This is a genomic window from Desulfosporosinus paludis (assembly GCF_045689965.1).
In the GTDB taxonomy this organism is placed as follows: Bacteria; Bacillota; Desulfitobacteriia; order Desulfitobacteriales; family Desulfitobacteriaceae; genus Desulfosporosinus; species Desulfosporosinus paludis.
The window spans coordinates 2,422,262-2,446,807 of the sequence record NZ_CP144211.1 but is presented as its reverse complement, the minus strand read 5'-3'; the positions used below and the strand labels follow the sequence as shown (position 1 = coordinate 2,446,807).

General features: G+C 43.5%; 26 protein-coding genes. 8 read left to right on the top strand and 18 right to left on the bottom strand.

All coding sequences use genetic code 11. The features are described 5' to 3' along the window. The first annotated feature begins 17 nt into the window (after nt 1–17). On the top strand, nt 18–1,058 hold the full coding sequence (locus VZF35_RS12345) for a M42 family metallopeptidase (RefSeq protein ID WP_407313950.1): 1,041 nt from the start codon (nt 18–20) through the stop codon (nt 1,056–1,058). Nucleotides 1,059–1,143: 85 nt separating this feature from the next. On the opposite strand, the gene VZF35_RS12340 is transcribed toward VZF35_RS12345, so the two are convergent. Then, on the bottom strand, nt 1,144–2,091 hold the full coding sequence (locus tag VZF35_RS12340) for a DUF4474 domain-containing protein (protein ID WP_407313948.1): 948 nt from the start codon (nt 2,089–2,091) through the stop codon (nt 1,144–1,146). 508 nt (nt 2,092–2,599) lie between these two features. Between VZF35_RS12340 and acs the strand changes: the two genes are divergently transcribed. Then, on the top strand, nt 2,600–4,909 hold the full coding sequence (gene acs / locus VZF35_RS12335) for an acetate--CoA ligase (RefSeq protein WP_407313946.1): 2,310 nt from the start codon (nt 2,600–2,602) through the stop codon (nt 4,907–4,909). A gap of 176 nt (nt 4,910–5,085) precedes the next feature. Here acs and VZF35_RS12330 read toward each other — a convergent pair whose 3' ends face one another. The 8 genes from VZF35_RS12330 to VZF35_RS12295 all read right to left on the bottom strand — a co-directional run bounded on the left by VZF35_RS12330 (nt 5,086) and on the right by VZF35_RS12295 (nt 14,366). Further along, nucleotides 5,086–5,655, bottom strand: a complete 570-nt coding sequence (locus tag VZF35_RS12330) for a 4Fe-4S dicluster domain-containing protein (protein WP_407313945.1) — start codon at nt 5,653–5,655, stop codon at nt 5,086–5,088. Nucleotides 5,656–5,680: 25 nt separating this feature from the next. Continuing rightward, nucleotides 5,681–7,726 carry a molybdopterin-dependent oxidoreductase gene (locus VZF35_RS12325; RefSeq protein ID WP_407313943.1) on the bottom strand — a complete coding sequence of 682 codons (2,046 nt, stop codon included), beginning with the start codon at nt 7,724–7,726 and terminating at the stop codon, nt 5,681–5,683. A 216-nt stretch (nt 7,727–7,942) separates the two neighbouring features. Then, a complete protein-coding gene (locus VZF35_RS12320; RefSeq protein WP_407313941.1) occupies nt 7,943–8,773 on the bottom strand; it encodes a dimethyl sulfoxide reductase anchor subunit family protein in 831 nt (276 codons plus the stop codon). Nucleotide 8,774: 1 nt separating this feature from the next. Then, on the bottom strand, nt 8,775–9,341 hold the full coding sequence (locus VZF35_RS12315) for a 4Fe-4S dicluster domain-containing protein (protein ID WP_407313939.1): 567 nt from the start codon (nt 9,339–9,341) through the stop codon (nt 8,775–8,777). 13 nt (nt 9,342–9,354) lie between these two features. Continuing rightward, complete coding sequence (locus tag VZF35_RS12310; protein ID WP_407313937.1) at nt 9,355–11,553, bottom strand: molybdopterin-dependent oxidoreductase; 2,199 nt, start codon at nt 11,551–11,553, stop codon at nt 9,355–9,357. A gap of 25 nt (nt 11,554–11,578) precedes the next feature. Further along, a complete protein-coding gene (locus tag VZF35_RS12305; RefSeq protein WP_407313935.1) occupies nt 11,579–12,217 on the bottom strand; it encodes a molecular chaperone in 639 nt (212 codons plus the stop codon). Between the two features lie 190 nt (nt 12,218–12,407). Continuing rightward, the gene (locus VZF35_RS12300; protein ID WP_407313933.1) at nt 12,408–13,994 is read right to left on the bottom strand and encodes a PucR family transcriptional regulator; all 1,587 of its coding nucleotides are present in this window, start codon (nt 13,992–13,994) and stop codon (nt 12,408–12,410) included. Between the two features lie 45 nt (nt 13,995–14,039). After that, on the bottom strand, nt 14,040–14,366 hold the full coding sequence (locus VZF35_RS12295) for a DUF1904 domain-containing protein (RefSeq protein ID WP_407313931.1): 327 nt from the start codon (nt 14,364–14,366) through the stop codon (nt 14,040–14,042). Between the two features lie 245 nt (nt 14,367–14,611). Between VZF35_RS12295 and VZF35_RS12290 the strand changes: the two genes are divergently transcribed. Both VZF35_RS12290 and mutT read left to right on the top strand, forming a co-directional pair. After that, complete coding sequence (locus VZF35_RS12290) at nt 14,612–15,637, top strand: threonine aldolase family protein (RefSeq protein ID WP_407313929.1); 1,026 nt, start codon at nt 14,612–14,614, stop codon at nt 15,635–15,637. A 48-nt stretch (nt 15,638–15,685) separates the two neighbouring features. Beyond that, nucleotides 15,686–16,078, top strand: a complete 393-nt coding sequence (gene mutT / locus VZF35_RS12285; RefSeq protein WP_407313927.1) for an 8-oxo-dGTP diphosphatase MutT — start codon at nt 15,686–15,688, stop codon at nt 16,076–16,078. A 115-nt stretch (nt 16,079–16,193) separates the two neighbouring features. Here mutT and VZF35_RS12280 read toward each other — a convergent pair whose 3' ends face one another. The 6 genes from VZF35_RS12280 to VZF35_RS12255 are packed head-to-tail and all read right to left on the bottom strand — an operon-like array spanning nt 16,194 to nt 19,380. After that, the gene (locus tag VZF35_RS12280) at nt 16,194–16,400 is read right to left on the bottom strand and encodes a DUF1657 domain-containing protein (RefSeq protein WP_407313925.1); all 207 of its coding nucleotides are present in this window, start codon (nt 16,398–16,400) and stop codon (nt 16,194–16,196) included. Between the two features lie 36 nt (nt 16,401–16,436). Beyond that, entirely contained in the window at nt 16,437–16,790 is a 354-nt protein-coding gene (spoVAE, locus tag VZF35_RS12275) for a stage V sporulation protein AE (protein ID WP_407313923.1), read from the bottom strand. Between the two features lie 14 nt (nt 16,791–16,804). Then, nucleotides 16,805–17,809 carry a stage V sporulation protein AD gene (gene spoVAD / locus VZF35_RS12270; protein ID WP_407313921.1) on the bottom strand — a complete coding sequence of 335 codons (1,005 nt, stop codon included), beginning with the start codon at nt 17,807–17,809 and terminating at the stop codon, nt 16,805–16,807. Next, nucleotides 17,810–18,289 (bottom strand): stage V sporulation protein AC, encoded by a 480-nt coding sequence (gene spoVAC, locus VZF35_RS12265; protein ID WP_407313919.1) that lies wholly within the window; start codon nt 18,287–18,289, stop codon nt 17,810–17,812. An 11-nt stretch (nt 18,290–18,300) separates the two neighbouring features. Then, the gene (locus VZF35_RS12260) at nt 18,301–19,158 is read right to left on the bottom strand and encodes a DUF421 domain-containing protein (RefSeq protein WP_407313918.1); all 858 of its coding nucleotides are present in this window, start codon (nt 19,156–19,158) and stop codon (nt 18,301–18,303) included. A gap of 15 nt (nt 19,159–19,173) precedes the next feature. After that, nucleotides 19,174–19,380, bottom strand: a complete 207-nt coding sequence (locus VZF35_RS12255; RefSeq protein WP_407313916.1) for a DUF1657 domain-containing protein — start codon at nt 19,378–19,380, stop codon at nt 19,174–19,176. A gap of 246 nt (nt 19,381–19,626) precedes the next feature. Between VZF35_RS12255 and VZF35_RS12250 the strand changes: the two genes are divergently transcribed. From VZF35_RS12250 to VZF35_RS12240, 3 genes are all read left to right on the top strand, one after another. Continuing rightward, nucleotides 19,627–20,343 (top strand): DUF169 domain-containing protein, encoded by a 717-nt coding sequence (locus VZF35_RS12250; protein ID WP_407314606.1) that lies wholly within the window; start codon nt 19,627–19,629, stop codon nt 20,341–20,343. Nucleotides 20,344–20,586: 243 nt separating this feature from the next. Then, nucleotides 20,587–21,030 carry a MarR family winged helix-turn-helix transcriptional regulator gene (locus VZF35_RS12245; protein WP_407313914.1) on the top strand — a complete coding sequence of 148 codons (444 nt, stop codon included), beginning with the start codon at nt 20,587–20,589 and terminating at the stop codon, nt 21,028–21,030. 284 nt (nt 21,031–21,314) lie between these two features. Further along, a complete protein-coding gene (locus VZF35_RS12240) occupies nt 21,315–22,124 on the top strand; it encodes a methyl-accepting chemotaxis protein (protein ID WP_407313912.1) in 810 nt (269 codons plus the stop codon). An 89-nt stretch (nt 22,125–22,213) separates the two neighbouring features. On the opposite strand, the gene VZF35_RS12235 is transcribed toward VZF35_RS12240, so the two are convergent. The 3 genes from VZF35_RS12235 to VZF35_RS12225 form a co-directional block, all read right to left on the bottom strand. Beyond that, the gene (locus VZF35_RS12235; RefSeq protein WP_407313911.1) at nt 22,214–22,375 is read right to left on the bottom strand and encodes a hypothetical protein; all 162 of its coding nucleotides are present in this window, start codon (nt 22,373–22,375) and stop codon (nt 22,214–22,216) included. 164 nt (nt 22,376–22,539) lie between these two features. Beyond that, a complete protein-coding gene (sigK, locus tag VZF35_RS12230; RefSeq protein ID WP_407313909.1) occupies nt 22,540–23,289 on the bottom strand; it encodes an RNA polymerase sporulation sigma factor SigK in 750 nt (249 codons plus the stop codon). A gap of 122 nt (nt 23,290–23,411) precedes the next feature. Further along, entirely contained in the window at nt 23,412–23,804 is a 393-nt protein-coding gene (locus VZF35_RS12225; protein WP_407313907.1) for a DUF1573 domain-containing protein, read from the bottom strand. A gap of 179 nt (nt 23,805–23,983) precedes the next feature. Between VZF35_RS12225 and VZF35_RS12220 the strand changes: the two genes are divergently transcribed. Beyond that, entirely contained in the window at nt 23,984–24,460 is a 477-nt protein-coding gene (locus tag VZF35_RS12220; protein WP_407313905.1) for a CarD family transcriptional regulator, read from the top strand. Nucleotides 24,461–24,546 lie beyond the last annotated feature (86 nt).

The following is a 24,546-nucleotide window of genomic DNA, read 5'->3' as shown; positions in this document are numbered from 1 at the left end:
ACGGAAGAGGGATATGAATGGATTTCGTGAATTTAGACTATATCCTGGACCAATTAATTCAACTTTGTTCAATTTCCAGCCCGGCGGGCAATACACAAAAGGCGATGGATTATCTCAAAAGGCAATTAGACGACTTGGGTATTTCTTATACTTCCACCAATAAGGGAGCGTTAATCGCAACGATTCCTGGTCAAGAAATCAACGTTCACCGTCACATTGCAGCTCATATAGACACACTCGGTGCCATGGTCAAGGAAATCAAATCAAATGGCAGGCTAAAGCTGGCTAAGATAGGCGGCTATAACTGGAATACCGTAGAAGGTGCCCTTTGTTATATTGAGACTGGGGCAGGGAATCGATATTCAGGTACAATTCTTAACACTCACTCTTCGGCCCACGTCTACGAAGATCATGCTAAGCAGGAACGAAATGATGACAATATGGAATTGCGTATCGATGAAAAAGTGAAAAACCAAGATGATGTACTATCTTTAGGTATAGACGTTGGCGATTTTGTTTCATTTGATGCTCGGACTCGAGTTACAGAGAGTGGCTTTATCAATAGCCGCCACCTTGACGATAAGGCCAGTGCCGCCATTTTGATGGGTGCTCTCAAGCATATCAAAGAAAATAATCTGTTGTTGCCCTATACAACAAATTTTATGTTTAGCAACAACGAAGAGATTGGGTATGGTGGTAATGCAAGTATCACTCCGGAAACAAAGGAATATCTGGTAGTGGACATGGGGGCTATCGGTGAGGGACAAACAACGGATGAATTTTGTGTTTCAATCTGTGCTAAAGATTCTTCTGGCCCCTACCATTTCGATCTGCGCCAAAAGTTAGTACAATTAGCTCAAAGACATAAAATCTATTATAAAGTTGATATCTATCCGCATTATGGCTCTGATGCCAGTTCCGCGCTGCGTGCCGGTTTTGACATTGTTCATGGGTTAATTGGGCCAGGGATTGACGCTTCACACGGACATGAACGGACCCATAAAGATGCCCTTTCCAATACCGCTGAGTTGCTTATTCATTATCTCTTAGCTCAATAATTGAACTGCCCTTAAAATAATACAACAAAGGCCTTGAACGAAGTGCCTAGGCCTTTGCAAACGATTACCTGCTATGATTATTGGTTCAACAATCTAAAATAAAGACTGAACAAATTGCTCCAATTATAATTATCAAAAGGGCAATGGCTACAGCCAATACAGTTTGATGCGTATCATATAAAGGCTTAGATCTACCCATGTTAATGATTTTTTCATACAGTTTCGGTGATAATTCCTCGATTGCTTTTAGCTTTTCTGGCAGTGTATTAGAAGACCCGGTAATTTCTTCGTACATATTACATAATTGTTCATTTTTCCATTGCACAATCCGTTCTATGGTTTTTGTTCGAGTAATCGGCTGCGGGGTATGCGGAGAGACGAATTCAAAACTTACAGTCGATCCGTTTCTTTTGAATTCGTGCTCGGAATATCCTGCATTCTTCAATCCTTCGACAAAGGCATCACACATAATCTCATTCAGCAGGGTGATTCTTATTGCCATTGTCAATTCCGAGGGTTGCGAAAATTCCCCTAATTTAAAACCTGTCAGCCACCAGTGTTTATCTTGTCTGGTGAAAAGCTCTTTACCATTTTTCTTTAAGGTCGATGACATTTGTAAGAGCTCATCGTTGGTCGCGCTTTGATACAAGGCGCCGAAAATTAAGTTGAGTGGATTTCGGTTGGGAGTCCTTGTATACACTCCTATCTCAGATCCGGTGACTAAATCATATTGGCCTTTCCAGAAGCCAATCATCCATTGTTTGTTGTTGTAATTAAAAAAAATGGGTTCACAGTCTATGATCATTCCGGTAGGTGCTGCCGCTTCATCGAAGAAGTGGCAATATCCGATCTTTCTCTGCCATGGATCCATATTAGAATAAAAGATATCTTGTTTTGGATCATAGGAATAACCAGTAGCTTCTATCACTTTATCCAGCGCGTCATTACCTGTCTCTTCAGGTAAGGTTCCGAAATTCTCATAGCTGCCCCATGTGATCGATCCGTCATTGAAAATATTCAGTTTATCGGACATGCAATCGCCTCCCTCTTTGTACATAGTACGGGCTTGAGGCATGGGAAGGTGCATGAAATTTAAAATTTAGTTGAGAGGGGGCATGTCTTCCTAAGAATTAAATGTATCTGTCCAAAATGAGAAGAAATTAAAATTATTAATAAAACAATTATAAAATAGATTATATACAAGTACATCTGTTATATATTAATATATGGATACAAATATAGTTTTAATAGGCCAATGACTAAATACATTTAAAGTCATTATTAATTAAACTTTGAAACGTAGTTTTAAAGTGCGGAACAAAACCAACGCATTTTTTAGTAAGTTGCCTTATTGACGGTGTTACAGGCCCTGAGTAAATTTTTTAACCAGGCAGAATAATTTTTCCTACGGCCTTAATTTTAAAGGTAACCTCAGAGAGGTATTACAATAGGCACTTGCTATCAAACCATAAATTAAATATTCTTAACATTCTAAAAATATTGATGTATCATATAACAAATGAAGATAGGAGGAGTCATACATGGAAGAGAAACACCGTGAGGGGCTAATGGAGGAGAAACGGTTGTTTTTCCCTCCAGGAGAGTTTCGTTCCAAGGCTGTAATCCAGAATCCGGAGATTCACGAGCTTGGAAGAGAAAGGACTAAATTCTGGGATGAACAAGGGAAACGGCTGAACTGGTTTAAACCATGGGACACTGTTTTGGACTGGACTTATCCATTTGCCAAGTGGTATGTCGGAGGAAAATTAAACGCAGCTTATAATTGCTTAGATCGTCATTTAGACGGAGCCCGACGCAATAAAGCAGCCTTAATATTTGAAGGGGAGCTGGGAGATCGGAGAGTCTTAACGTATCAGGATCTTCAGCGTGAGGTATCCCAGTTTGCCAATGTATTAAAATCTTATGGTGTAGCCAAGGGAGAACGGGTGACAATATACATGCCTATGATCCCTGAAGCAGTCATTGCGATGCTTGCTTGCGCTAGAATCGGTGCTCCTCATTGTGTTGTTTTTGGTGGATTTAGTGCAGAGGCCTTGAGGGACAGAGTTCTGGACGCTCAGGCAAAAATTGTTGTAACATCTGATGGAAGTTATCGCCGAGGAAATATTATCCCGCTCAAAGAAAGTGTGGATCAAGCGCTCCGTGATGTAAATTGTGTTGAAAAAGTAATCGTGGTTCAGCGAACCGGTCAACCTGTGAACATGCAAGCGGAACGAGATTTGTGGTATCACGAAGTTATTAAGAATGTCTCTTACGTCTGCCCGGCGGAACCCATGGAAGCAGATGATATGCTGTTTATTCTCTACACAAGCGGAACCACAGGAAAACCCAAAGGGGTTGTTCATACTGTGGGCGGTTACATGGTAGGGGTGTCGACAACCCATGAATGGGTGTTTGATCTTAAAGAAGAGGATGTCTATTGGTGTACTGCCGATGTTGGCTGGATAACAGGGCACAGTTATTTAGTTTATGGGCCTTTAGCCAATGGAGCTACGGTTGTCATGTATGAAGGAGCTCCGGACTATCCTGAGAAGGATCGCTATTGGGAAATCATTGAGAAATACAGGGTAACGATTTTATATACTGCTCCAACTGCGATTCGTACGTTTATGAAATGGGGAGAAAGCTATCTTTCGGGCAGAGACCTTTCCAGCCTACGGCTTTTAGGTTCTGTCGGTGAACCGATTAACCCGGAGGCTTGGATGTGGTACTACAAACATATCGGGGGTGAGCGCTGCCCGATCGTAGATACTTGGTGGCAAACAGAAACAGGTATGATTATGATGACTCCGGTACCAGGGATTACCCCTCTAAAGCCGGGATCATGCACGATTCCGTTCCCAGGTGTCCATGTGGAGATTGTCGACAATTCAGGTAATCCTGTGCCCAAAGGTGAGGGTGGGTATCTAGTGGTTCGTGAGCCTTGGCCAGCGATGCTCAAAACCGTGTATGGAGATGACAAACGTTACGAGGACACGTATTGGAACCAATTTAAAGGAGTATATTTTACAGGGGACGAAGCAAAATGGGATGAAGACGGATATTTTTGGATAATAGGCCGGGTGGATGATGTTATCAATGTCTCGGGGCATCGGATCGGAACAGCAGAAGTAGAAAGTGCCTTGGTTGAACATCCATCGGTTGCGGAAGCAGCTTGTGTGGGCAGAACGCACGAGGTAAAGGGTCAAGCGGTATTTGCCTTCGTCAGTTTAAAAGAGGGAATCGAAATTGGCGACCAGCTTATCAATGAACTAAAAGCCCATGTTGTCCTAAAAATCGGTTCTCTTGCGCGGCCGGACGACATTTTTTTGACGGCAGAATTGCCAAAGACCCGCAGCGGAAAAATTATGAGGCGTCTCCTTAAGGACATTGCCGAGGGTCGAGCTATGGGGGATACCAGCACTCTCGCAGATGCAGCGGCCATAAACTTTCTTAAGAAGAATGTTGATGCTCAGAAAATTCAAGCGGCAAGAAATGCTTCGCTAAAGCTGGGGAATAGGATTTCAATTCCCGATACGGCCACGTTTAACCGCTCTAAGGAAGAGTCTTATGATGGGTATAGTTATACAGTTTGGTTCGCCACCCCTCCCAAGGAGGAGTCGCGTCATCCAGTAACCAACTTTTATTGTTTTAAATGGATAGAACGCTTGAACTTAGCTGCTGAGGTTGCCTTGGCTATTTCTAACATCATGATCAACAACAGTAGTACCTTTGATGCAATATTTGGCAACGGGACACCGGATTTTAGCCATGCGGTGATCAATGAAGGAAATATTAAGGATGACTTATCCGAGGAAGGACAAATTTGTTTCTGTGGCTCAGCGGGGTAGGGCGGGCTAGTTAAACAGCTCCAAAATGCCTTTGGTTATCGTGTTGCAGCAAACATGTTCTTGGTCTATAATAAAATCATAGGCTTTAGAGCTTTAATGATAGTGGTTTGTTTTAAATTACAAAAATTTGGCCCGTTTTTTGTATAGAATTACAAAAAACGGGCCTTTCTATTTTACTAATCTATTTTTACCCTTCTGGGTGTCTTGTAATAAACGGAAGGATTCGTCAGCCGTAAGCCGGGCAACGCGGCCGTCAGACGTATGAGGTTATCAAATGGCAGAGCTTGCAGCTCGATGAGCCGCAGAGCTTCAGTGGGGCAGGCTTTAATACAATACGGAGACTGCCCATTATCTATCCTGTCGTAACAAAGCTGGCATTTGCTTGCCTTGCCGGTTACAGGGTGAATTTTAGGAACATTAAAAGGACATGAGGTCACACACGATTTACAGCCGGTACATTTTGCCGAGGAATGGATGACAATGCCATCGCGACGCTTAGAGTAAGCACCTTTTGGGCAAACTCTCAGACATTCCGGATTGGCACAATGATTACAAGCAACCGATAAGAAAAATTGACTTAGGCCTTCTGAAGTATGGTCTTTGACTTTACGGATAGAACGATAGACAAGGGGAGACGGGAGACGATTATTAAGTTGGCAGGCATTAACACATGCGCCACAACCCAAACAACGGTTAGTGTCTAAAACGAATCCTAATTGCTTGACCGTTGGTATCCCTCCTAACAAGTATCTCCAAGTTCGCAGGGCTAACTTAGCGATTAACGAATTTCTTCAGATTAACAAAGGTCTCGTTGAGGGCAAATCCGGGTGCTCCGGTAGTAACTGCCCCCATATCAGTGGTGTTTGACTTAAACAAACCGTTGAGATGAAGGCTTTGCTGCTGAATTTCTCCTCGATAAATGATCACTACGTCCATGGGTATCATCGGATCATACAGCACTCGGACCTGCAGAATGCCGGATTCATTAAAGATCTCAGCTAAGTCTCCTTCTTTAAGTTCGTAGTCTTGAGCAAGTTTTGGATTGAGCCGCAGCTCATGACAGTCGGGTGGCTGATCATTATTCAGGTAGGATTGGGAATTGATCATCGAGGTATGGTGTGGTGTCAATAAACGCAGAGGAGCATCTCCAGGAGGCTGTTGAGGAGGTAAGTAGGAGGGAAGTGAAGGAAATCCAGCGGCAGCAGCACTGGCAGAGAGAAATTCGAAACGACCGGAAGGAGTGGCAAACTTGCGATCGATCCAAGCAGTAGGGGATAAATTCGCTTTTGCCGGATGGGATAAAATTTCCTCAGGCTTGGTTAAGCCGAGTTGCCGTAGTAATGCCGGGCTTAGTTGTCTCAACATGGTTTCTTTTTCAGAACCATAGGTAGGGAAAGAACAACTCCCTGGTTGGAGTTCGTTTAGCTTGGCTGACATATTCCAGGCAATTTCTAAATCGGACCTTGTTTCGCCGATGGGGGAGATTGCCGGTTCATTGACGCCTACCCAATAATGCCAGTAACTTGAGTTTAAGTCCCAATGTTCATAATGAGTTGTCGCCGGCAGGAAAATATCTGCAGCTTCAGCGGATGTGGTGAGGAAGAGATCGTTGACCACGATCAGATCAAGTTGCTGGAAGAGTTTGTACCAAAGCCTTAAATCAGAGTCTTGGGAGAGTGGGTTCCTGCCGGATAACCACAGCATGTGTATTGGGGGATCAGTGCAGGCCAGGGCCTCCGCAGCAAACCTATTCATATTTAACCATCGATCAGGGTAACTGTTTTGGCCTAGGGTTGTTTGAGCGTCGCTAAATTGCCAAGTTTCAAAATGACCATAGTTTACTCCTCCGCCTTCTTCCCCAATATGTCCGGCTAAGGCCCCTAAAGCGTCAATGGCCCGGAGTGTCTGTCCTCCATTCGTGTACCGCTGCAGGCCAAAACCAACCCAGATACAGGCAGGATGAGTTTGACCATATTTAATGGCCAGATCTTGGATGGTTTCAGCTTTCACCCCTGTCGTCTTGGCAACTTCGAACAGATCGATCTCGGCGTTTACGTAGGCAATAAATTCGTTGTAGCCCACAGAGTAGTCCTTAATCTTAGGGTCTATGAGGTTTTCTTTAAGAAGAACTTTGCACATGCCCAGAGCCAATAGCCCGTCAGTACCTGGTTTCACGTGGATAAATCTATGGGATCTGGCGGCCGTGGCACTTAGGTGCGTATCAAAACACACCACAGTCGCTCCACGTTCTATGGCATCGAAAATAATGGGCATCTGATGAATTGCTGTCCAAGCCGGATTAACGCCCCAAAGCCAAATAAGGCTAGCTTTACCCATATCTTGAGGATCGGAACAGACGAATCTGCCAAAGTCAAAAGCCTGAGCATCGACCCCGGCGGACCAGCAAGGGGAGCCTACGGCTCTGGTTGTTGGTCCAATTCCGGAAAATAACCATTCCATGGCATTATGAAGAGCGCCAAAATTTCCGGAGTATTTATTTAAAGCGAGCGGTAAGGTGGACTTGTATCTCTCTTTAATATCTAAAATCGATTGAGCAATTATCTGAAGTCCTTCATCCCAAGTAATTCGCTCCCAATCCCCGCTAAAGCGATGTTTTTGACGCATCGGATACCGGATTCGAGAAGGGCTATACACTTTTTTAATGTCCTGCATAGCTTTTGGACATAGCTTACCTTTGGTGTAATCATGGTTTGGATTACCGTCGACCGAAACAAGAATTCCATTGGCGGTTGTGCTGATCATGCTGCAGGTGTCATAACAGTTACGCGGACAAACGTGATAATGCTTTTGCGACACTCATGGTTCTTCCCTTCTTTGCAGATTTGCGACAACCATTGCCCAAAGAAACAAAATCATTCGTTTCCTATATCTTAGACTGTTCGTTATTTCAGTGGATAATTCCTTTTTATAAGGAAAGGCATCCGTCGGGTTCTGCCAATTCATGTTGTCGTTATGAATTGGAAACACAAAACGAATGCCTTTGACGAGACTATAATTTTAGTAAATATGGTACTATTTTAAAGCGGTGATATGGATACCTACGGCACTCAGATAGAAGAGGGAGCGTCCTAATAATTCCCCTAAGCCGCTGATGACAAGTATGGTCAAGATCAAGTTGGAATTTATGGCCTTCTTGTTTTTAATGATAGGGTAAAGCAAGAACATCGGTGCCAGCCAATTCGCGACGACACGGACCCAGAAGAGGGGACTGGAACTTATGAATTGGACGGTGGACATTCCCTCAGGGCCGCCGGCATTAAGCATAGAGAGGTACAAACCATAGGAAAGCAAGCTGACGACAGTACAAGCTGCAGACCAAGACATGAGAGTTGAGGTTTGGGCTGGGGTAAGAGTTTTATGTCCCAAGACCAAGAGTATAAGAGCACCTAACAACCCTGTTGTCAGGAGGAAAAAGAGCGGTGTTTGGGCACTGTCCCAAGCCGGGACTCGAGGCAATACATAAATCATGGCACTGCTTAGGATGCCTAAAAGGCCCAGCAGGCTGGCAATCCCAGCAGCCAAACGTCGGTTGCCATTAGGCTGACGAATTTGGAAGAAGAGATAGATCCACGCTGCAGCTGTCAACAAAAAGAAGAGTATTTCCCGGCTAAGCCAGGATGAACCTAAGTGTGAGATGGCACGATAGGCTGCTTCCGGATGACCAAGGTGAGCAAGGGAAGCGATAAGGGCTAAAGCCAGCAAGATACCGGAAGTGAGAGTTGCCTTTTTATAAAGTATTGAATCTAAAGGGTTACGGTCTAGCCACCACAAGGCAAGGAGAATGCCGATGGCTGCCTCTCCTAAGACCGTGAAGATGATTAATGGCCATTCCCAAGTTCCCATGCTAATCCCTCCTTATTTGTTTGCCTTGTTTTGGTCCGATAAATCGAATGGACGGATTGGTGATCGTCGGACTTGGTAATCCAGGCAGAGTCATTAAGATTCCTGTTTTTTGATCGAGCTGTTCGTTGATCTCCACTAACTGCAAGGCTCCGGGAATACAGGCAGCCACGCAGGCTGGTTTTTGCCCTTGGTCAATACGCTGATAACATAAGCTGCACTTTTCGGCCTTACCTTTTGAGGGGTTAAATTGAGGCCGATCATACGGACAAGCCATAGTGCAAAGGCGGCAGCCAATACATCGATCATGGTCGTGAACAACAATTCCGTCATCTCTTTTGGTGTAGGCACCCACCGGACAAACTTTCAGACATTGCGGTACGGCGCAATGGTTACAAGCCATAGAAAAGAACATACGCGACGGAAGCGAATAGCTGTTTTCATCAAGTTTAAAGACCTGGCGCCAGCGCGGTGTCGGATCGCTCTGGTACTCGTTCTTGCAAGCCATTTCGCAGCCCCGGCAGCCTACACATTTTTCTGAGTCCAGCAAGAAACCAAGCTGTTTACTCATGCTTTATCCCTCCTCAAGCTTTTTGAATCATCACGAAATTGTCGTGGAAAGCCAAGCCGTTGTTGCCTGTAGCTTGTTTTCCCATATCGCTGGGTATGGCTTTGACGGTATAGTTGACATTGTAGTTGGAGTTTTTATACCACGCTTCATAAGAGACGATTACCTCCGGTGAAGTAGTTCTGGTTAAATGAGCTTTCAAAGTAATTGAACCCAAATCGTTAAAGACTTTGACCAGATCATTTTCGTTAATCCCGTATTTAGCGGCAAGCTTTGGATGGATTTCTAAAATCGGTTCGGGGTTGGCGGCCATCATCCAGTCTAAGTTTTGGAATTGGGAGTGCAAGGCGTGTTGGGGATGGGGTGTTATCATGCGAATTGGGTATTTATCCGGTGCTTTCATTTCCTCGACCCAGATTGGCAGGGGCGGCAGTCCATTTTTTTGGGCTGTATCGCTATGAATTTCGATTTTCTTTGAGGGGGTGCGGAATTTGCCATCCGACCAGGATGCCGAGGGCATGTTAGCTTTGCGTGGACTGTCGATAAGTTCTTTCCAATCAGATATTCCCAAAAGCTTGTAGATACCCGGGTTAAATTCTTTCGCCAACCATTCCTCCGGCGTGCCGCTGCTTGGGAAGGTACAGGAACCCGGTTCCAGAGCATTCATTTTCGTTGCCAGAAGCATGGCAATCTCTAGGTCACTTTTACTTTCATACATAGGTTTAATAGCCATTTGATTGATGCCGACCCAGTAATGCCAATAGCTGGCATTGACGTCGATGTTTTCAAAATGCGTCGTCGAAGGAAGAACGATATCGGACATTTCTACCGTCTTGTTAAAGAAAGAGTCGACGGTTACGACCAATTCCATGGATGCGAACATTTTCTCAATCGCCGTTGTATCCGGGTCCTGGGCTCCGGGGTTGCGGCAGGCCAGCCAAAGCATTTTTACCGGAGGGTTCTGCTGCGCCAGGACATCCTGGGCGAAGTTATTCATGTTGATATTGCGGTCCCCTTCTTTACCATCCGGTCCGACAAAGCCTTTGGAACCTTTAGGTGCAGGATTAACCATAGCATTGTAATTAAAGCCCCAGGTTTCTAAATGGCCATAGTTGACGCCCCCGCCGGATTTCCCGATGTTGCCCGTCATTACCCCAAGGGCATCGATGATTCGGACGTTTTGACCGCCGTTTGTGTGTCGCTGCATACCATATCCGACCCATATGCTGGCAGGTTTGCTCGTTGCATATTCCCTGGCAATCTCTTTGATGATGTCTGCGGGGACACCGGTTTTCTCTGCCGCCCAGTCCAAGGTAACGTTTTTCTTCAGGTAATCAATCCACTCATCGAACCCCACACTGTTGGCGCGGGCGTATTCCCAGTCAACCCAGTTGTTATCCAGAATATATCGGGCCATACCTAAAGCCAAAGCTCCATCGGTACTGGGTTTAATTTGAAGATATAGGTCTGCCTTAGAGGCTGTCGAAGTCAGAACGGGATCAATGACGACCAGTTTGGTGCCGCGCTGACGAGCCTGATCAATGAAAGGAACACTATGAATCGCAGTCCAGGCCGCATTCTGTCCCCAGAGAATCAAATACTTGGTGTTGACCATATCCTCCGGGTCGTTAGAATAAAGTGTGCCAAAATCATACGTTTGGGCATCGATTCCTGCGGGCCAACAAGGGGTTCCGAGGGCGCGAGTCGTATAGCCAATGCTGGACATGGTTCCATCTGCTCCATAGTGGAGAATACCAAAGTTGCCGGAGTATTTGTCAAAACAAATGGGCAGCGTCGAGCCATAACGTTTTTTGAGTTCCAAGATTTTCTGGGCTACCGTTTCCATAGCTTCGTTCCAGCTAATGCGTGTCCAATTGCCGGAACCGCGAGGGGTTTGCTTCATAGGGTATTTGATGCGATCAGGGCTATAAACACGACGGGTGTAGGTATAGCCTTTAACGCAAAGTTTGCCGTTGGTGTAGCCATGTTTAGGGTCTCCTTCGACCTTTTTCAAAACCCCGTTTTGCACGAAGGAGATTTGACCACAAGTATCGTAGCAATTGCGGGGACAGACATTGCGGAATTGCTGAAATTCTGCATTTGTATCTGCTGCAGCTGCAGGATTTAACCTTGTTAGCATCTGAAAGCTAAAGAGACTGGCGCCGGCGGTAGTGGCTGCTGCTGCACCGATAAATTGGCGACGGGAGATTTTCATAGTAATCCTCCTTTTGCATTGGTATCTAGAACGAACATTCGATTGTGCCTAAGAGCACTTTCATGATTAACGGAAAAACGGGGTGCCGGGAATTTTCAAGGACTAAAGCTGCGAATAACTGCAGCCAGCGTCTAGGGTGTTTTTGCATAAATCCGTTGAATAAGCTGAGATATTTCAGGGCATTCGTGGAATTCCCTTGGGATGATTCCTGACTTACTCGGTTGAGAAGGTAAGCGGCGAATTCGAGCTCAGAAGCTATAAAATCATCTGGAGCAGTTCCCTGCGAAGCAGTCATCAAATGTTCCGATTGATACATTTGGCGTACATCCAAGGTTTGTTCCTGCATAACCAAGCGGTCAGGGGATAAATAAACGGATTCATAGGGAGGAGCTATTGGAGAAGCGGGGCCGACAAACAGACGATTAAATTCAAAACCCATTTGTTGGAACTCAAAAGGCTTGACTTGAGTGTAGGCCGCTAGGCTTTGGCTGGTCTGCATTAGTTGTGGTAAACCGAGACTTTGAGTTGATTTTACCAGTTCCGGTAAAGTGTGAACTAATTGTTCTCCTCCGCCAGCAAACAAGCGGCTAAGAGCAAGAAAGGTTGAAATAGAACCCGTTAATAGGCTGTTCTGCTCATTTATAACGTCAACCGCAGCAGTCAAAGGCAGTCTCTCCTTTCGACTTGATTTGTAGGGTGTTTCATTGATCTGTTGCAAACAAAGTATATAGCTCCTGTAACTTTTTGTCTTTGGCGGCAACTATGAAAAACAGTGGGCGTTTTTGTTCAATAAAACAACGCCCACCTGTTCTACTGTGAAAACAGGTAGGCGTACAACGACGGGAATTTAATGTTCAAGACCATAAGCCTTTTAAACGGCCTATTTGCAGCGCAATAAAGAGATTGAGCTGGTGATTAAGATGCGAAACATCTCGGTCAAGAACTTCGGAGGCCTTTTTGATTCGGTAGCGCAGAGTGTTGGGATGGAGGTAAAGTTTTTGGGCAGCTTGATTGAGGTCGCCGTTACATAGGTAGTACGTTAGAAGAGTCTGTTCCAGTTCCAGGTTACCGTCGCGATCAAAGTCCAAGAGTGGTTTTAGTGTCTCGAGGCGAAAGTCTTCGAGTTCTTGATGATCCAGTCTTTGGAGCAGACGCATAATTCCAAGTTCAGCGAAGGCTGTAAGAAGTTTGTCCGGGTATAAAAGACGGCCAATTTCCAAGGCGGATCTAGCTTCCTGGAAACTGCGGTGAATTTCCCGGGCTGTTGGGTAAAGGTTACCCAGACCAAAGAATATCTTGCGGTCCGGAAATAGAGTATCGGCAATGTTCCAGAAGGGTTGAAGAAGCTGTTCCGCTGTGTTGGCTGTCTGGGATTGAGCTATCATCTCTTGAAGCGGAAAGAGAAAAACGATTTGATCATTGCGTTCGAGACAAATTATACTTGTGTTAAAATTGTGGATGGTACGTGTGGCTTTCGTTATTAAGTTGGCTAGGCGTTGCCGTTCGGCTGGAAGTGGCGTGAAATCCTGAATTTCTCCCACAGCTACGATATGGGGTTTGCTAAAATCCCATCCCCATAGTTTGCCGCGCGAACAAATGACTTCCAGCGATTCAAAGTTATTGTAAAGCAAATCAAAGAGGAAGTCGCGATGATGCTGGCGCTCGTTTTCATGGATGCCTTGGTTCTTCAATAATTCAAAGGCTAAGAGTGTAGAAGCTTTATTTAGGAAATAATATTCTACGCTTCCAAACTTATTGGTTAAAACGCTTAAACCTAAATAGCCCAGAATACCTTGCTGGCTGGTAAGTGGATACCAAGTTAACGGAGCATCCTCACACGGATCTTTCCAGAAACCTTTAACTAGTTCAACAAAACCGGAGGGAGCGGAAACAGAAGCCTTAGTTGGTATTTTGGGAGGAAAAAAGGGGATCGACTTTTCAGGTAATTGTTTTCCACCTGCCCAAGCTAAGACTTCCAGTTGATTATCGAGGAGGAATATGTCATAACCAAGAATGGTTTTGAGCTTGTCGACGGTTGAATAGTTATGTTGGTTCGAGAGATTTTGGGTGAGCATTTGAAGGTATCCTTCGCAGGCAGCTAAAATGCGGCCTTGTTGTCGTTCAAGCCAACATTCTATCTCTGAAGAGAACTCCGGCCAAGTTAATTCCGGTTTCGTGAGGCCAATCTGAAGGGGCCCTTCTTGGGCAGCCTGATTATTTTTCGCTGACGTGACTTGGAGCGTCAGACCTTCGTCCACAGGAAATAGATGTACTTCGCAACCGAGAAAAGGGAGGATACAATTCTTCTCAGCTAAGTGCAAACTATGAATACCAAGCTCAGAGATTTCCGGGAACAGGAGATCGGGGTCAGTAACAATACTCAAATTAAAAGCTCTGATTAAGTGTCCCAAAGTTATCTCTTGGGGCAAGTCAATAGGCATTATGATCCCCTCCAAACGAGTATTTCCCAGCGAAGGATAACTGTTTTAATAATGCTCTCCATTTTCGTAGTAATGGGTTCTTTCCAGGACTGTGAACATAATGTCCACGTTGGGGTATCCAGCTCTATTGAGCACTTGAGAAACGGCCAGCGCGACTTGGTCTTGAATCTCTTGGCCACGGTCAAACCAAGCAATTTCTACGAAGGGATATCCTTGGGCGATCTCTCCATCCATGACAAAGGTGGAGTGAATCACTTCGAGAGTAAAATAGTCTCTGGGTGACTGAGTCAGCGCTTCAAGTTCGTCAATTAATTGTTTACTTAGCTTGCACACAGCGGTTGTTTCGATCCCTCGAATTTTAATCTGGGGCATAGTGGAATCCTCCTTTTGTTTGTCAAAGAGTAGGCGGATAAATAAGGCAAAAGTCTGAGTGTATGTCTATTATGATGACCAAGTTTTCATAAATTCAAGTAGTTTATGGATTAAAGCAGTGTGGTCATTGAACTGGCGGTATTTGAGGGTTAAGATATAAAGTAGCACACTTCAAGGAGTTTGAACGTGTTCCGGTCAGTTCAATGTTTCGATTTTATATATTAACACAAAAAGGAGTTATAATAATGTACAGTTTTAAAAATGATTATAGTGAAGGCGCTCATCCCAGACTCTTAAACGCCTTGATTGAAACTAACTTTGAACAGGTTGAGGGTTATGGAGAGGATTGTTATACGCAAAAGGCGGTCGAACTACTAAAACAAAGAATTGGGAGAAACGACATTGATATTCATTTGCTCTCAGGTGGTACGCAAACCAACCTCACTGCTATTTCAGCTTTCTTAAGGCCTCACGAAGCCGTGATTTCAGCCAATACCGGACATATCCTAGTGCATGAAACAGGAGCGATAGAGGCCACAGGACATAAAATTATATCCGTGGAAGTTGGAGATGGAAAACTAAATTCTTTGCACATCAAGGCTGCCCTTGATGCTCATACCGACGAGCATATGGTAAAGCCCAGGTTGGTTTATATTTCTAACCCGACAGAAATCGGTTCGATTTACAATAGGAAGGAACTCGAACAGATAAGCCGATGTTGTCGAGACAATAAGCTTGTTTTGTTTATGGATGGCGCAAGGTTGGGCTCAGCTTTGTGCTCCGAAGAGAATGATTTGGAGCTTTCCGACCTGGTAACACTCGTCGATGCTTTCTATATAGGAGGAACCAAGAATGGAGCACTCCTGGGGGAAGCCCTTGTGATCTGCCGTGATTCACTTAAAGAGGATTTTCGATTTCATATGAAGCAGAAAGGGGCGCTTCTTGCCAAAGGAAAACTTCTTGGCATACAGTTTCTGGAACTTTTCAGGGACAATTTGTACTTCGATCTGGCAAAGCACGCCAATGCAATGGCAAGTCTGCTTAGGGATGAGATCATTAAGGCAGGCTTTGAATTCTTGGTACATTCACCATCAAACCAGATTTTCCCGATATTGCCTGACCGTTTAATCTCTGAGCTTCAGAAGAACTACTCATTTTATGTCTGGTCAAAGGTTGATATGAATAACTCTGCAGTTCGGCTAGTGACCTCTTGGGCGACGAAAGAGGAGGCCGTGTTAGCCTTTATCGAAGACTTAAAAGCGTTGATTTGATTTCCTCGAATCGGTGAAAAGGACTGAAGGCAGAAAAGGATTGAAACTATGAAAGAAGTAACGGCGGCCATTATTTTAAAGGATAACAAGGTTCTGATTGCCCAACGGGCGCCCGGTGAGAATTTAGAGGGCAAATGGGAATTCCCGGGAGGAAAGATTGAGCCGGGAGAGACTCCAGTGGACTGCCTGAAACGTGAAATTCAGGAAGAATTAGAGGTTGATATAGACGTTTTAGATTATTTTGGACATAGCATCTATAACTATAGTAATGGAACTATCAAACTGATAGCTTTTCTTTGTCGGTGGTTGTCTGGCGACTTTACATTGAAAGTGCATAGCCAGCTCGCCTGGGTTAATTGTCAGGAGCTCGAAAACTATGATTTTTCCCCTGCAGACATCCCCCTCGTACAAAAACTAAGATCAGAGATAATTCATGGTTAATTATAGAGTAAATTATGCTGTTTGGCTTTAAAAATACTCTTTTCAAATTCTAAACCCTAGGCTAAGAGGTGCCTAGGGTTTTTAATGGGGATTAACATATGAAACAATAGTTTACTTATTGTTGGCTATACTGGGGTTCTTGCTGTTGAATGTACTGCTCTCTCCCTTTTAAAACGGTCAGAGCAGAATCAAAGGTCTGAGCAAGTTGTTCAAAGGTCTTTTTTGCCTCTTGATCTTGAGTTTCTAAGGCAAATGTCTTCATGGTTGCGGCTGCACTTTGAACTGTGGCTATAGCTTGGGTCATTTGTGTTCCTACGGTCATCTTTTTATCACCTCCTTAAAAAGGGCCAAGTTTTCTTTACCCTTTGGGCCTAAAAATAAGTGCTCCCATAAACCCAAAAATTATCGCTGCCGATATACCCGCACTGGTAACTTCGAAGATACCAGTAAGAACCCCGATGGGGCCTGCCCCTTCAAATTCTTTTAAAGCCCCTTTGACCAGAGAATTGCCAAAACTACTAATAGGTATAGATGCTCCGGCACCGGCAAATCTAATGAGTGGGTCGTAAAGACCTAATCCTCCCAAAATTGCTCCTGTTACAACCAAAATACAGGTAGTATGGGCAGGAGTGAGCTTAAGGCCATCTAATAGGAGTTGCCCGATGACACAAATACTTCCTCCGATCAGAAAAGCCCAGAGAAATTTTTCCATGATGACCGCGCTCCTTATAGTTCAATACTTACTGCGTGAGCAACACAAGGAATGCTTTCTTTCTGTTGAAAAGACATAGGTGATAAGAGAGCACCTGTGGCTATGACTAAGAGTTTCTTAAGTTCTCCTTGACGCATTCGTTTTAAGAAGTGCCCAAAGGTTGTTGTTGCCGCACAGGCGCAACCACTTCCTCCTGCCAAGACAATTGGTTGATCTTCCTTATAAATTAAAATTCCGCAGTCTGTGAAAATTTCTTCAGGTATATCGAAACCATGTTTTTTCAATAGGTCGCCCGCAATTCTATGTCCCACTCTGCCTAAGTCACCGGTGGCGATAAGATCATAATAGGATGGTTCTCGATTTAAATCCCTAAAATGGGCTTCAATGGTATCCACGGCTGCGGGCGCCATTGCCGCCCCCATATTAAAGGGGTCGGAAAGTCCCATATCTATGACACGCCCGATTGTCGCCGTGGTTACTTTGGGTCCCTCTCCATGATCCGAAACTAGGGCCGCACCTGATCCGGTGACAGTCCATTGGGCCGTAGGCGGTTTTTGAGCTCCGTATTCTGTGGGGTATCTGTATTGTTTTTCGGATGCAGCATTATGGCTCGATGTACAAACGAGAACGTTCTTGGCAAATCTGCTATCGATAAGTTGGGCAGCCAAAGCTAAACCTTCCATCGACGTAGAGCAAGCACCATACAGTCCAAGGAAAGGAGCCCCGAGCGTACGGGCAGCAAAACTGCTGGGAACCGTCTGGTTGATTAAGTCTCCACTTAACAAGAACTGGACGTCTTCTTTTTTCAAAGCTGCCTTTTTTATCGCTAACTCAGTCGCTTGCTCCTGTAATTTCCGTTCAGCTTTTTCAAAGCTATCCTGTCCCAGCCAGATATCATCGTGGAGGAGATCGAAATCGTCAGCTAAAGAACCACGAGCTTCGTGGGGGCCTCCCACCGCCGCCGAAGCAATAATAGTTGGCTTTGAGTCAAATACCCATGATTGATGACCTTGCAACATTTACATCACACCCAATGCTCTTAACGTTATGACGACTAAGGAGACAACGAAGGCAGAGAATACCCCATAGACAATGACCGGACCTGCTAGTTTAAACATATTGCCCCCGACTCCAAGGACATACCCCTCGCTTCGATGTTCAATAGAAGCTGAAGCTATGGTATTCGCAAAGCCAGTTACCGGAATTATAGTGCCTGCTCCCGCCCATTGGGCAATGTGATCAAAAACACCTAAACCAGTCAGTATAACAGTGATGATAATGATAACAGCTGCAGTAGGATTACCGGCATTCTCCTGGGAGAAATGATAATATGTAATAAAGAACAGCTGAATCCCCTGACTGATGACACAAATTAGTCCTCCAGCAAAAAAGGCTTTCACACAATTGAGAAGGATGGGCCTTTTAGGTTCCCTGTCTTGAGCGAATTTCTGATATTCTTGTTGAGTTGGAGATAATTTTTTCTTTTTCTTATCGGACATAGTGACACCTCTTAATTTAATAGGTAGGGACGTAATTTATTAAGAAGCCGATCGAGTTTCTGGTAATTTTTGACATACATGCCCTTAGCATTTTTATTTTCGGTTTGCAGAGAAAACGCTAAAAGGTCTGCTTGAATTTTTTCAAGGTTAGCATAGAGTAATTCCTTGACCTTAGGTTGGGGAATTTCTACAGCATCGTTAAAGAGGTCGAGAAATAATTCCCCAGAAGAATCAACCTGACAAAGAAATACATTTTCGAGACTAATTCCCATCTTATCAAGTTCGGTTTTAAGCCATTCTTGGTTAAGCCCTAAGGAAGAAAGAGGCTCAGCGAGGATGTTTCCATCCATGATGACTGTTTGTGGTTCAGCCTGTGGCGCTACCTTCTTGCCTAGATCGTGAGCAGTCATTGGTTTTTTATCAGATTTCAGATAGGCATTAATATTGCCGTTGGACTCCATGATGGCAAATTCTACCTCGGCAAGGTTAAATATTCCCTTAGAGCGCAGTTCAGCCAGAAGATCTTCTCCGGTCATTCGAACTTGAATGAGGTTTTCTTCCATGATTTTGCCATGCTTGATTAAGACGGTTTCCTTTCCATTGATAAACTGATGAATGGCTTGACTCTTGATCGCCAGATAGTCAAGACCTATGGGAAGAGCTACCCAAGTTATCAAAACGACAAACCCGGAGCTTAGGCTTATAAGATCTAAGGACATTAACGCAACTACGACGGCTAAAATAATGTAGCTTAGAAAATTAAAGGGTTTTACTTGAGTAATGTTTCGTTTTCCAATAAGTCGTACCGACAACCAAGCAATACAAAATAACGCTAGTGACTTTGAAATGACATAAAGTGTTTCCTGCATACCTTACCCGCCTTTTTAATTACCTTTGTATTGTGGCTCTTCATACTCAAGGACTTTTAAGCGATCTTCTAAATCCTTGATAATTACTTCGGTGATTTCAAGAGAGTTGTTATAAACGGATTGAGTTTCTTTATCCCTTGACTGCAAAGTATAGGTTCTTAATGTGCCTTGGACTCCCTTTAAACTTGCCAGAGTTTGTTTAACCTGAGAAGCGACTGTCATAATTATCAACCTCCGCACCTTATTATTCCAATTAGAATTCTTTTAATGCCTTGTTTAAAATGGAAAGTGCAGGAGAAGTAAGAATTCTTTAGGAAAAAGACATTAGTAAATTAACATAAACTAAGAAGAACTCAAATTGAAAGAATAGCTTGACAATTATGGTTGCTATATCTATAATTGCTATAACAATATTAGTAACATAAAAATTAATAAGGAGAAAGTTAAAGGAGAAAGGGAGTGTTGTGGTTGAAGAGCAAGCTTGCAGAAGCCATAAAACTTAAAACCCAACCAGTCGCCGTATTCCGTACGGACTTTAAACCTGAGGATGCTTTACAATTCAAAGAAGGAAAATGGGGCTGCGTGATCTCTATGTTAAATGCTTCCGCTAAAGGCCGTACTGCAGTATTTGACGCTAAAACGACGGGTTGTATGGGTGGAGTGGTTGGTCTTGGTTTTAAACAGTTCCAATTGGGATTTATCGAGCACTTTCTATCAACTGGAGGCGTAGGCGGCAAGGAAGGGGAATTCTATAAAAAAAATCCGGAATTAGCCACAAGTTTTGTAACGGGACTGCCTCATGTTGCTGCCAAGACATATCTCGTTTTTAAACCCTTAGATAAACTGTCAGAAGGCGAAACACCTGAGGTTATCATCTTTCTGGCCAATGCAGATCAACTTTCTGCATTAATGTGGTTTGCTAATTATGATAAGCCTACCCAGGACAATGTAAAATTTGATTTTGGCTCCGGCTGTCAACAGTCCGTACTTTATGCGCTGGGGCAATTGGAGGCGGAGAATCCTAAATGCGTTGTTGGTTTAACGGATCCTTCGGCACGGAAATTTATTGATAAAGATATCCTTTCCTTCAGCATCCCTTATAAGCGTTATTTAGAATTGGAAAACCAAGTAGTAGAAGGCTTTTTGACTAAAGAGACCTGGCTGCAAATTGCCGCTAGAATTTAACACTCATGGCTGGTGTTTAAATACTGTTAACGACCTTCGTTCGCATAAGGCTCGGCGTAAAGCCGAGTTTTCTTTATACTAACCAGAAAGTATAAACTTGCGTTATATACTTTCTAAGCATAAGAGCAACTAGGCAGCCGCCTGCGCTAAGGCTAACGAGTGCGACGACAGTGTCTTCGAGCGTTAGCCAATTGTGGGCGGCCAATTTATGGGACATTAAGTATCTGTCAAGAAGGGGTAGTTATGAACGACTTTAATCTGGATAATTCTTTAGGTTATATTGTTGCGAAAACAAATTTTTATATGAAGTCATACTTTAACAAATTAATAAAAGATAATAATTTAGACATTACCACTGAACAATGGGTTATCTTAAATGCCGTGCATCACAATTCAGGAGCATCCCAAACGGACTTAGCCCGCGTATCCCTTAAAGACAAGACAAACGTAACAAGAATCTTGGACTTATTAGTTAAAAAAGGTTATGTAAATAGAAATATTGATGTCAAGGATCGCAGAATTTATAGTATTACTCTTACAGATCTTGGCGAAAATGTTCTTGAACAACTCATTCAAATTTCAGATAAGGCAAATAGGACGTTCATACGTGATTTGAACCAGGATGACTATGCCGAGTTTGCCGATACGTTGAAGAAACTATTGAGCTCAATCGAGAAGCTCTTCTAAATAAAAATTAATAAAGATAGGTATTTTCAACTCTAAGTTATAAACAAAAACAAAACTCTAAGCATTAGACGATCTGAACTGCTTAGGGTTTTGTTTTTTGTGGACTAGCCAGTATGCATAAGGAATGAAAGAATAATAACGCGAATATTAAAGGTTTTGTTTATTAGATGTCGAATATTAAGTTGAAAGAATTGGCTATTAATCAATTAGTAGAATTTTCAAAGAGTAGTCCAAAGAGATTTATTAAGTTGAAATAGGTTATATAAAAATACGGGGGTATTGAAGTGACTAAATTTGAGGCTTATCAGCTTATAGTTGCGGAGATTCAGCAATTTTTCAATGATGACGTTGCCGTCACACTTTTCGATACTGAAAAGATTGTTGCATATTACCCGGGAAGAACGATTGATACCAAGGCCAAGCTCGGAAGTCCGCCTACACCTGGCTCAAATGTTTTGGAAGCTTTAACGAGCGGAAGGCGTGTTGTACGGCGTATTTCCAAAGAACTTTTTGGGATTCCTTTCGTCGGTATCGCCCTGCCAATCTGTGAAGAGTCGAATATTGCTGGTTGTCTCGCTATAGCCTGCTCCATGGAACTTTTTGATAACCTTTTCACAACTGGCAAAGAAATTCTTGAAGCTGTAATAGCGATTTCTTCTTCAGCTCAAAACTTGTCAGGCGGTACTGAAGAACTAGCAGCAACGATTCGGAGTATGGATAATGAGACTGAACGTGTGAACACCGAGATGAATAGAACGAATGAATTGACCCAGCAAATCAAGAGGATTTCCAAACAGAGTAACATCTTGGGACTTAATGCCGCTATAGAGGCTTCTCGGGCGGGTGAGCATGGGAGGGGGTTTGCAATTGTATCAGAAGAAGTCAGGAGACTGGCCTCGGTTACCGATGTTTCTACGAAGGCCATTGACACTAATGTTCAGGAGGTTCAATCTTCTGTCGGACTATTAATCGAAGCAATAAGGCAGCTGACAGCAGTCACCGAAAATTATGCCTATGACATGTCAGAAATCGCCCAGAGTTTAAAAAGAATTGAGAGTATGGCTAAGAAACTCGTAGAAATGGGGCAAAGCTAAAAGGTAAAAAGAAGACTCTTAGGTCTTCTTTTTCTTTCTATATAGTAGTTGTTCTTTATCTGGTCTAAGTTAATTTTAAAGAGATAAAATTAATCAAGAATTTCCAAATCATCGGGACTTTTATCCTTAGCTGGGGTTATGGCGTCTCTTGCTTTCCCCGTTGTATTGGAGTTGGGAGAGTTTTTATGGTCATGAGGTGCCAACTGGCTGTCTGTGGGCTGTTTAGATCCTTTATTCCCTTTAAGGTTCAAGAGTGGTCCCTCCTTTTAAAAATTGATAGTAATTCATGACAGAATCAGTATGCTTGTTGAGCACTGTAATTATGTACCGGCAGAATCCTTTTGTGATTTGCCGGCAAAAAACACTCCGCAAAGGTTTAGAAAAGTCGCAGGATGAGATTTGATTCAAGCTAAGATTACGGCAGACTATCCTTCATTTCTAAACTCAACGTTTGGATAGCCCTTTTTTCAATTCTGGATACGTAGGAACGGGATATCCCGAGAATATCCGCGATTTCTTGCTGTGAATGCTCGTTACTTTCCATAAGTCCAAATCTTAAATGAAGGACTCGGCGGTCAAGGGTAGGGAGCTTTTTAACGTTTTCAAGTAATAGTCGTTGGTCTTCCTCGTCGGCAATCTGTTCAGGAATTGGTGGATTATCGGCGGAAAGACTCTCTAATATACTTAATTCACTATCATTACTATCTTGCCCAATAGGGCTATAGATTGATGTTTCTCCTCGGCGCTTTTTCAAGATGCGGAAGTGCATTAAGATTTCATTATTAATACACCGAGCAGCGTAGGTACTGAGTTTAGCCCCATTTTTAAGATTGAAGGTATTAATGGCTTTAACTAAGCCAACGACACCTATGGAAAACAAATCCTCAGTCTTTTCTTCAGGGCCCTCATATTTTTTGACGACGTGGGCCACTAAACGTAGATTGTGTTCAATTAGTTTATTTCGGGCGCTCTCAACAACCAAAACATGACCCTCGTCTTTTGAGTCAGGGTTAGTGCAGCCAGCCTCTAAGATCTGCAGGCAGCACAGTTCCTCTTCTTTACTGAGGGGGTGGGGGAATGCATTATTGTTGATATAGGAAACGAGGAGACTAGCTCCTTTAAGCACAGAGAGAGTAAAGCTGACCAGGAGAGTGGGTATAAACATCGATTTCACTCCTTTCGCATCGTGTTATCTTATGCTTAAGAAGTGAGGGGGTGAATCGTTTCTTAATTATATAAACATTATAAAAAGCCCCTGAATATTCAGGAGCTTAGTTGCTTAGGTACTCACGTTAGATTAAAGATGGTCAATGTCTGTAGCTTCTTGCATTCTAGGTTGAGGACATCAGTCAAAGAGATATCTAAGGCGTTAGCCAGTGCGGCTATGTAAAACATCTGTTTGCCCAATTCCGCTTCTATAATGTCTCTGCAATTATCGCAGAGAATCCCTTCGAGTTGGCTGTCGAGGAGATCTTTCAAATCAGACAGGCTTGCATCGGGGGGGATTGATTTCTTGCGTGCATTTACGGAATGACAACCGCAGCTTGTCACAGACTTAACAACAGCCCGGTTAACACGGGCTGAAGTCTCTTGGCCCTTGGACAGGATGTCCAAAATACTTTGATGTCGGATTAACAGAGATTTCACTATATTTTGGAATTGGTCAGTGAGTTGTTCCATGAGTATCCTCACTCCTTTCTGCCTTCTCTATTATACCGAGATGGTTAGGTCATTGTCAATTTTCGAGAGGTTTGGATGATAAAAAGGGAAATTGACAGGCAGAAGACTTGTATGGTATAATTTTAAAATTTTGACCGGGGCTTTGTTCCTTGCTATAATGATAAGAAGGGGGTGGCTGAATGTTTAATGTTGGTGATAAGGTTGTCTATCCGATGCACGGTGCCGGAATTATAGAGTCGATCGAAGAACGAGAGGTTCTCGGTGAAATAAGCCAATATTATGTCATGCATTTACCTGTGGGGAATATGAAGTTGTTTATACCCTTAAAGAATGTTGAGAACTTGGGTTTGCGGCAAGTGATTTCTCCGACAATGGTAAAAGATGTGTTGGAAGTATTAAAGACGAAAGACACGGCAACTACCCTAGCCTGGAATCGGCGCTATCGTGCCAACCTGGAAAAAATTAAGAGCGGAAATATTTTCGAAGTGGCTAATGTGGTACGTAGTCTGGCCCAAAGAGAAGGTGAGAAAGGTCTTTCAACCGGAGAAAAAAAGATGTACGAAAATGCCTGCCAGATTTTGATCAGCGAGCTTGTCCTGACGGAAGGGTCCGAAGAAGCTGCTGTCCGACAATGGCTCTCTAAAGCGTTGGTTTAGAGATAGGATTAAATTGCCTTTACTTGAAAATAAATGGAATAAACAGTATAATTGGAAAGACTTTTAGTCAAACTAAGATAAAGGAG

Bases quoted from the DNA above. Each gene is read 5' to 3' on its own strand.
- VZF35_RS12345 (WP_407313950.1), top strand. From the start codon at position 18: ATGGATTTCGTGAATTTAGACTATATCCTGGACCAATTAATTCAACTT.
- VZF35_RS12340 (WP_407313948.1), bottom strand. From the start codon at position 2,091: ATGTCCGATAAACTGAATATTTTCAATGACGGATCGATCACATGGGGC.
- acs (WP_407313946.1), top strand. From the start codon at position 2,600: ATGGAAGAGAAACACCGTGAGGGGCTAATGGAGGAGAAACGGTTGTTT.
- VZF35_RS12320 (WP_407313941.1), bottom strand. From the start codon at position 8,773: ATGGGAACTTGGGAATGGCCATTAATCATCTTCACGGTCTTAGGAGAG.
- VZF35_RS12315 (WP_407313939.1), bottom strand. From the start codon at position 9,341: ATGAGTAAACAGCTTGGTTTCTTGCTGGACTCAGAAAAATGTGTAGGC.
- VZF35_RS12310 (WP_407313937.1), bottom strand. From the start codon at position 11,553: ATGAAAATCTCCCGTCGCCAATTTATCGGTGCAGCAGCAGCCACTACC.
- VZF35_RS12300 (WP_407313933.1), bottom strand. From the start codon at position 13,994: ATGCCTATTGACTTGCCCCAAGAGATAACTTTGGGACACTTAATCAGA.
- VZF35_RS12295 (WP_407313931.1), bottom strand. From the start codon at position 14,366: ATGCCCCAGATTAAAATTCGAGGGATCGAAACAACCGCTGTGTGCAAG.
- VZF35_RS12290 (WP_407313929.1), top strand. From the start codon at position 14,612: ATGTACAGTTTTAAAAATGATTATAGTGAAGGCGCTCATCCCAGACTC.
- mutT (WP_407313927.1), top strand. From the start codon at position 15,686: ATGAAAGAAGTAACGGCGGCCATTATTTTAAAGGATAACAAGGTTCTG.
- VZF35_RS12280 (WP_407313925.1), bottom strand. From the start codon at position 16,400: ATGACCGTAGGAACACAAATGACCCAAGCTATAGCCACAGTTCAAAGT.
- spoVAE (WP_407313923.1), bottom strand. From the start codon at position 16,790: ATGGAAAAATTTCTCTGGGCTTTTCTGATCGGAGGAAGTATTTGTGTC.
- spoVAD (WP_407313921.1), bottom strand. From the start codon at position 17,809: ATGTTGCAAGGTCATCAATCATGGGTATTTGACTCAAAGCCAACTATT.
- spoVAC (WP_407313919.1), bottom strand. From the start codon at position 18,289: ATGTCCGATAAGAAAAAGAAAAAATTATCTCCAACTCAACAAGAATAT.
- VZF35_RS12260 (WP_407313918.1), bottom strand. From the start codon at position 19,158: ATGCAGGAAACACTTTATGTCATTTCAAAGTCACTAGCGTTATTTTGT.
- VZF35_RS12255 (WP_407313916.1), bottom strand. From the start codon at position 19,380: ATGACAGTCGCTTCTCAGGTTAAACAAACTCTGGCAAGTTTAAAGGGA.
- VZF35_RS12245 (WP_407313914.1), top strand. From the start codon at position 20,587: ATGAACGACTTTAATCTGGATAATTCTTTAGGTTATATTGTTGCGAAA.
- sigK (WP_407313909.1), bottom strand. From the start codon at position 23,289: ATGTTTATACCCACTCTCCTGGTCAGCTTTACTCTCTCTGTGCTTAAA.
- VZF35_RS12225 (WP_407313907.1), bottom strand. From the start codon at position 23,804: ATGGAACAACTCACTGACCAATTCCAAAATATAGTGAAATCTCTGTTA.
- VZF35_RS12220 (WP_407313905.1), top strand. From the start codon at position 23,984: ATGTTTAATGTTGGTGATAAGGTTGTCTATCCGATGCACGGTGCCGGA.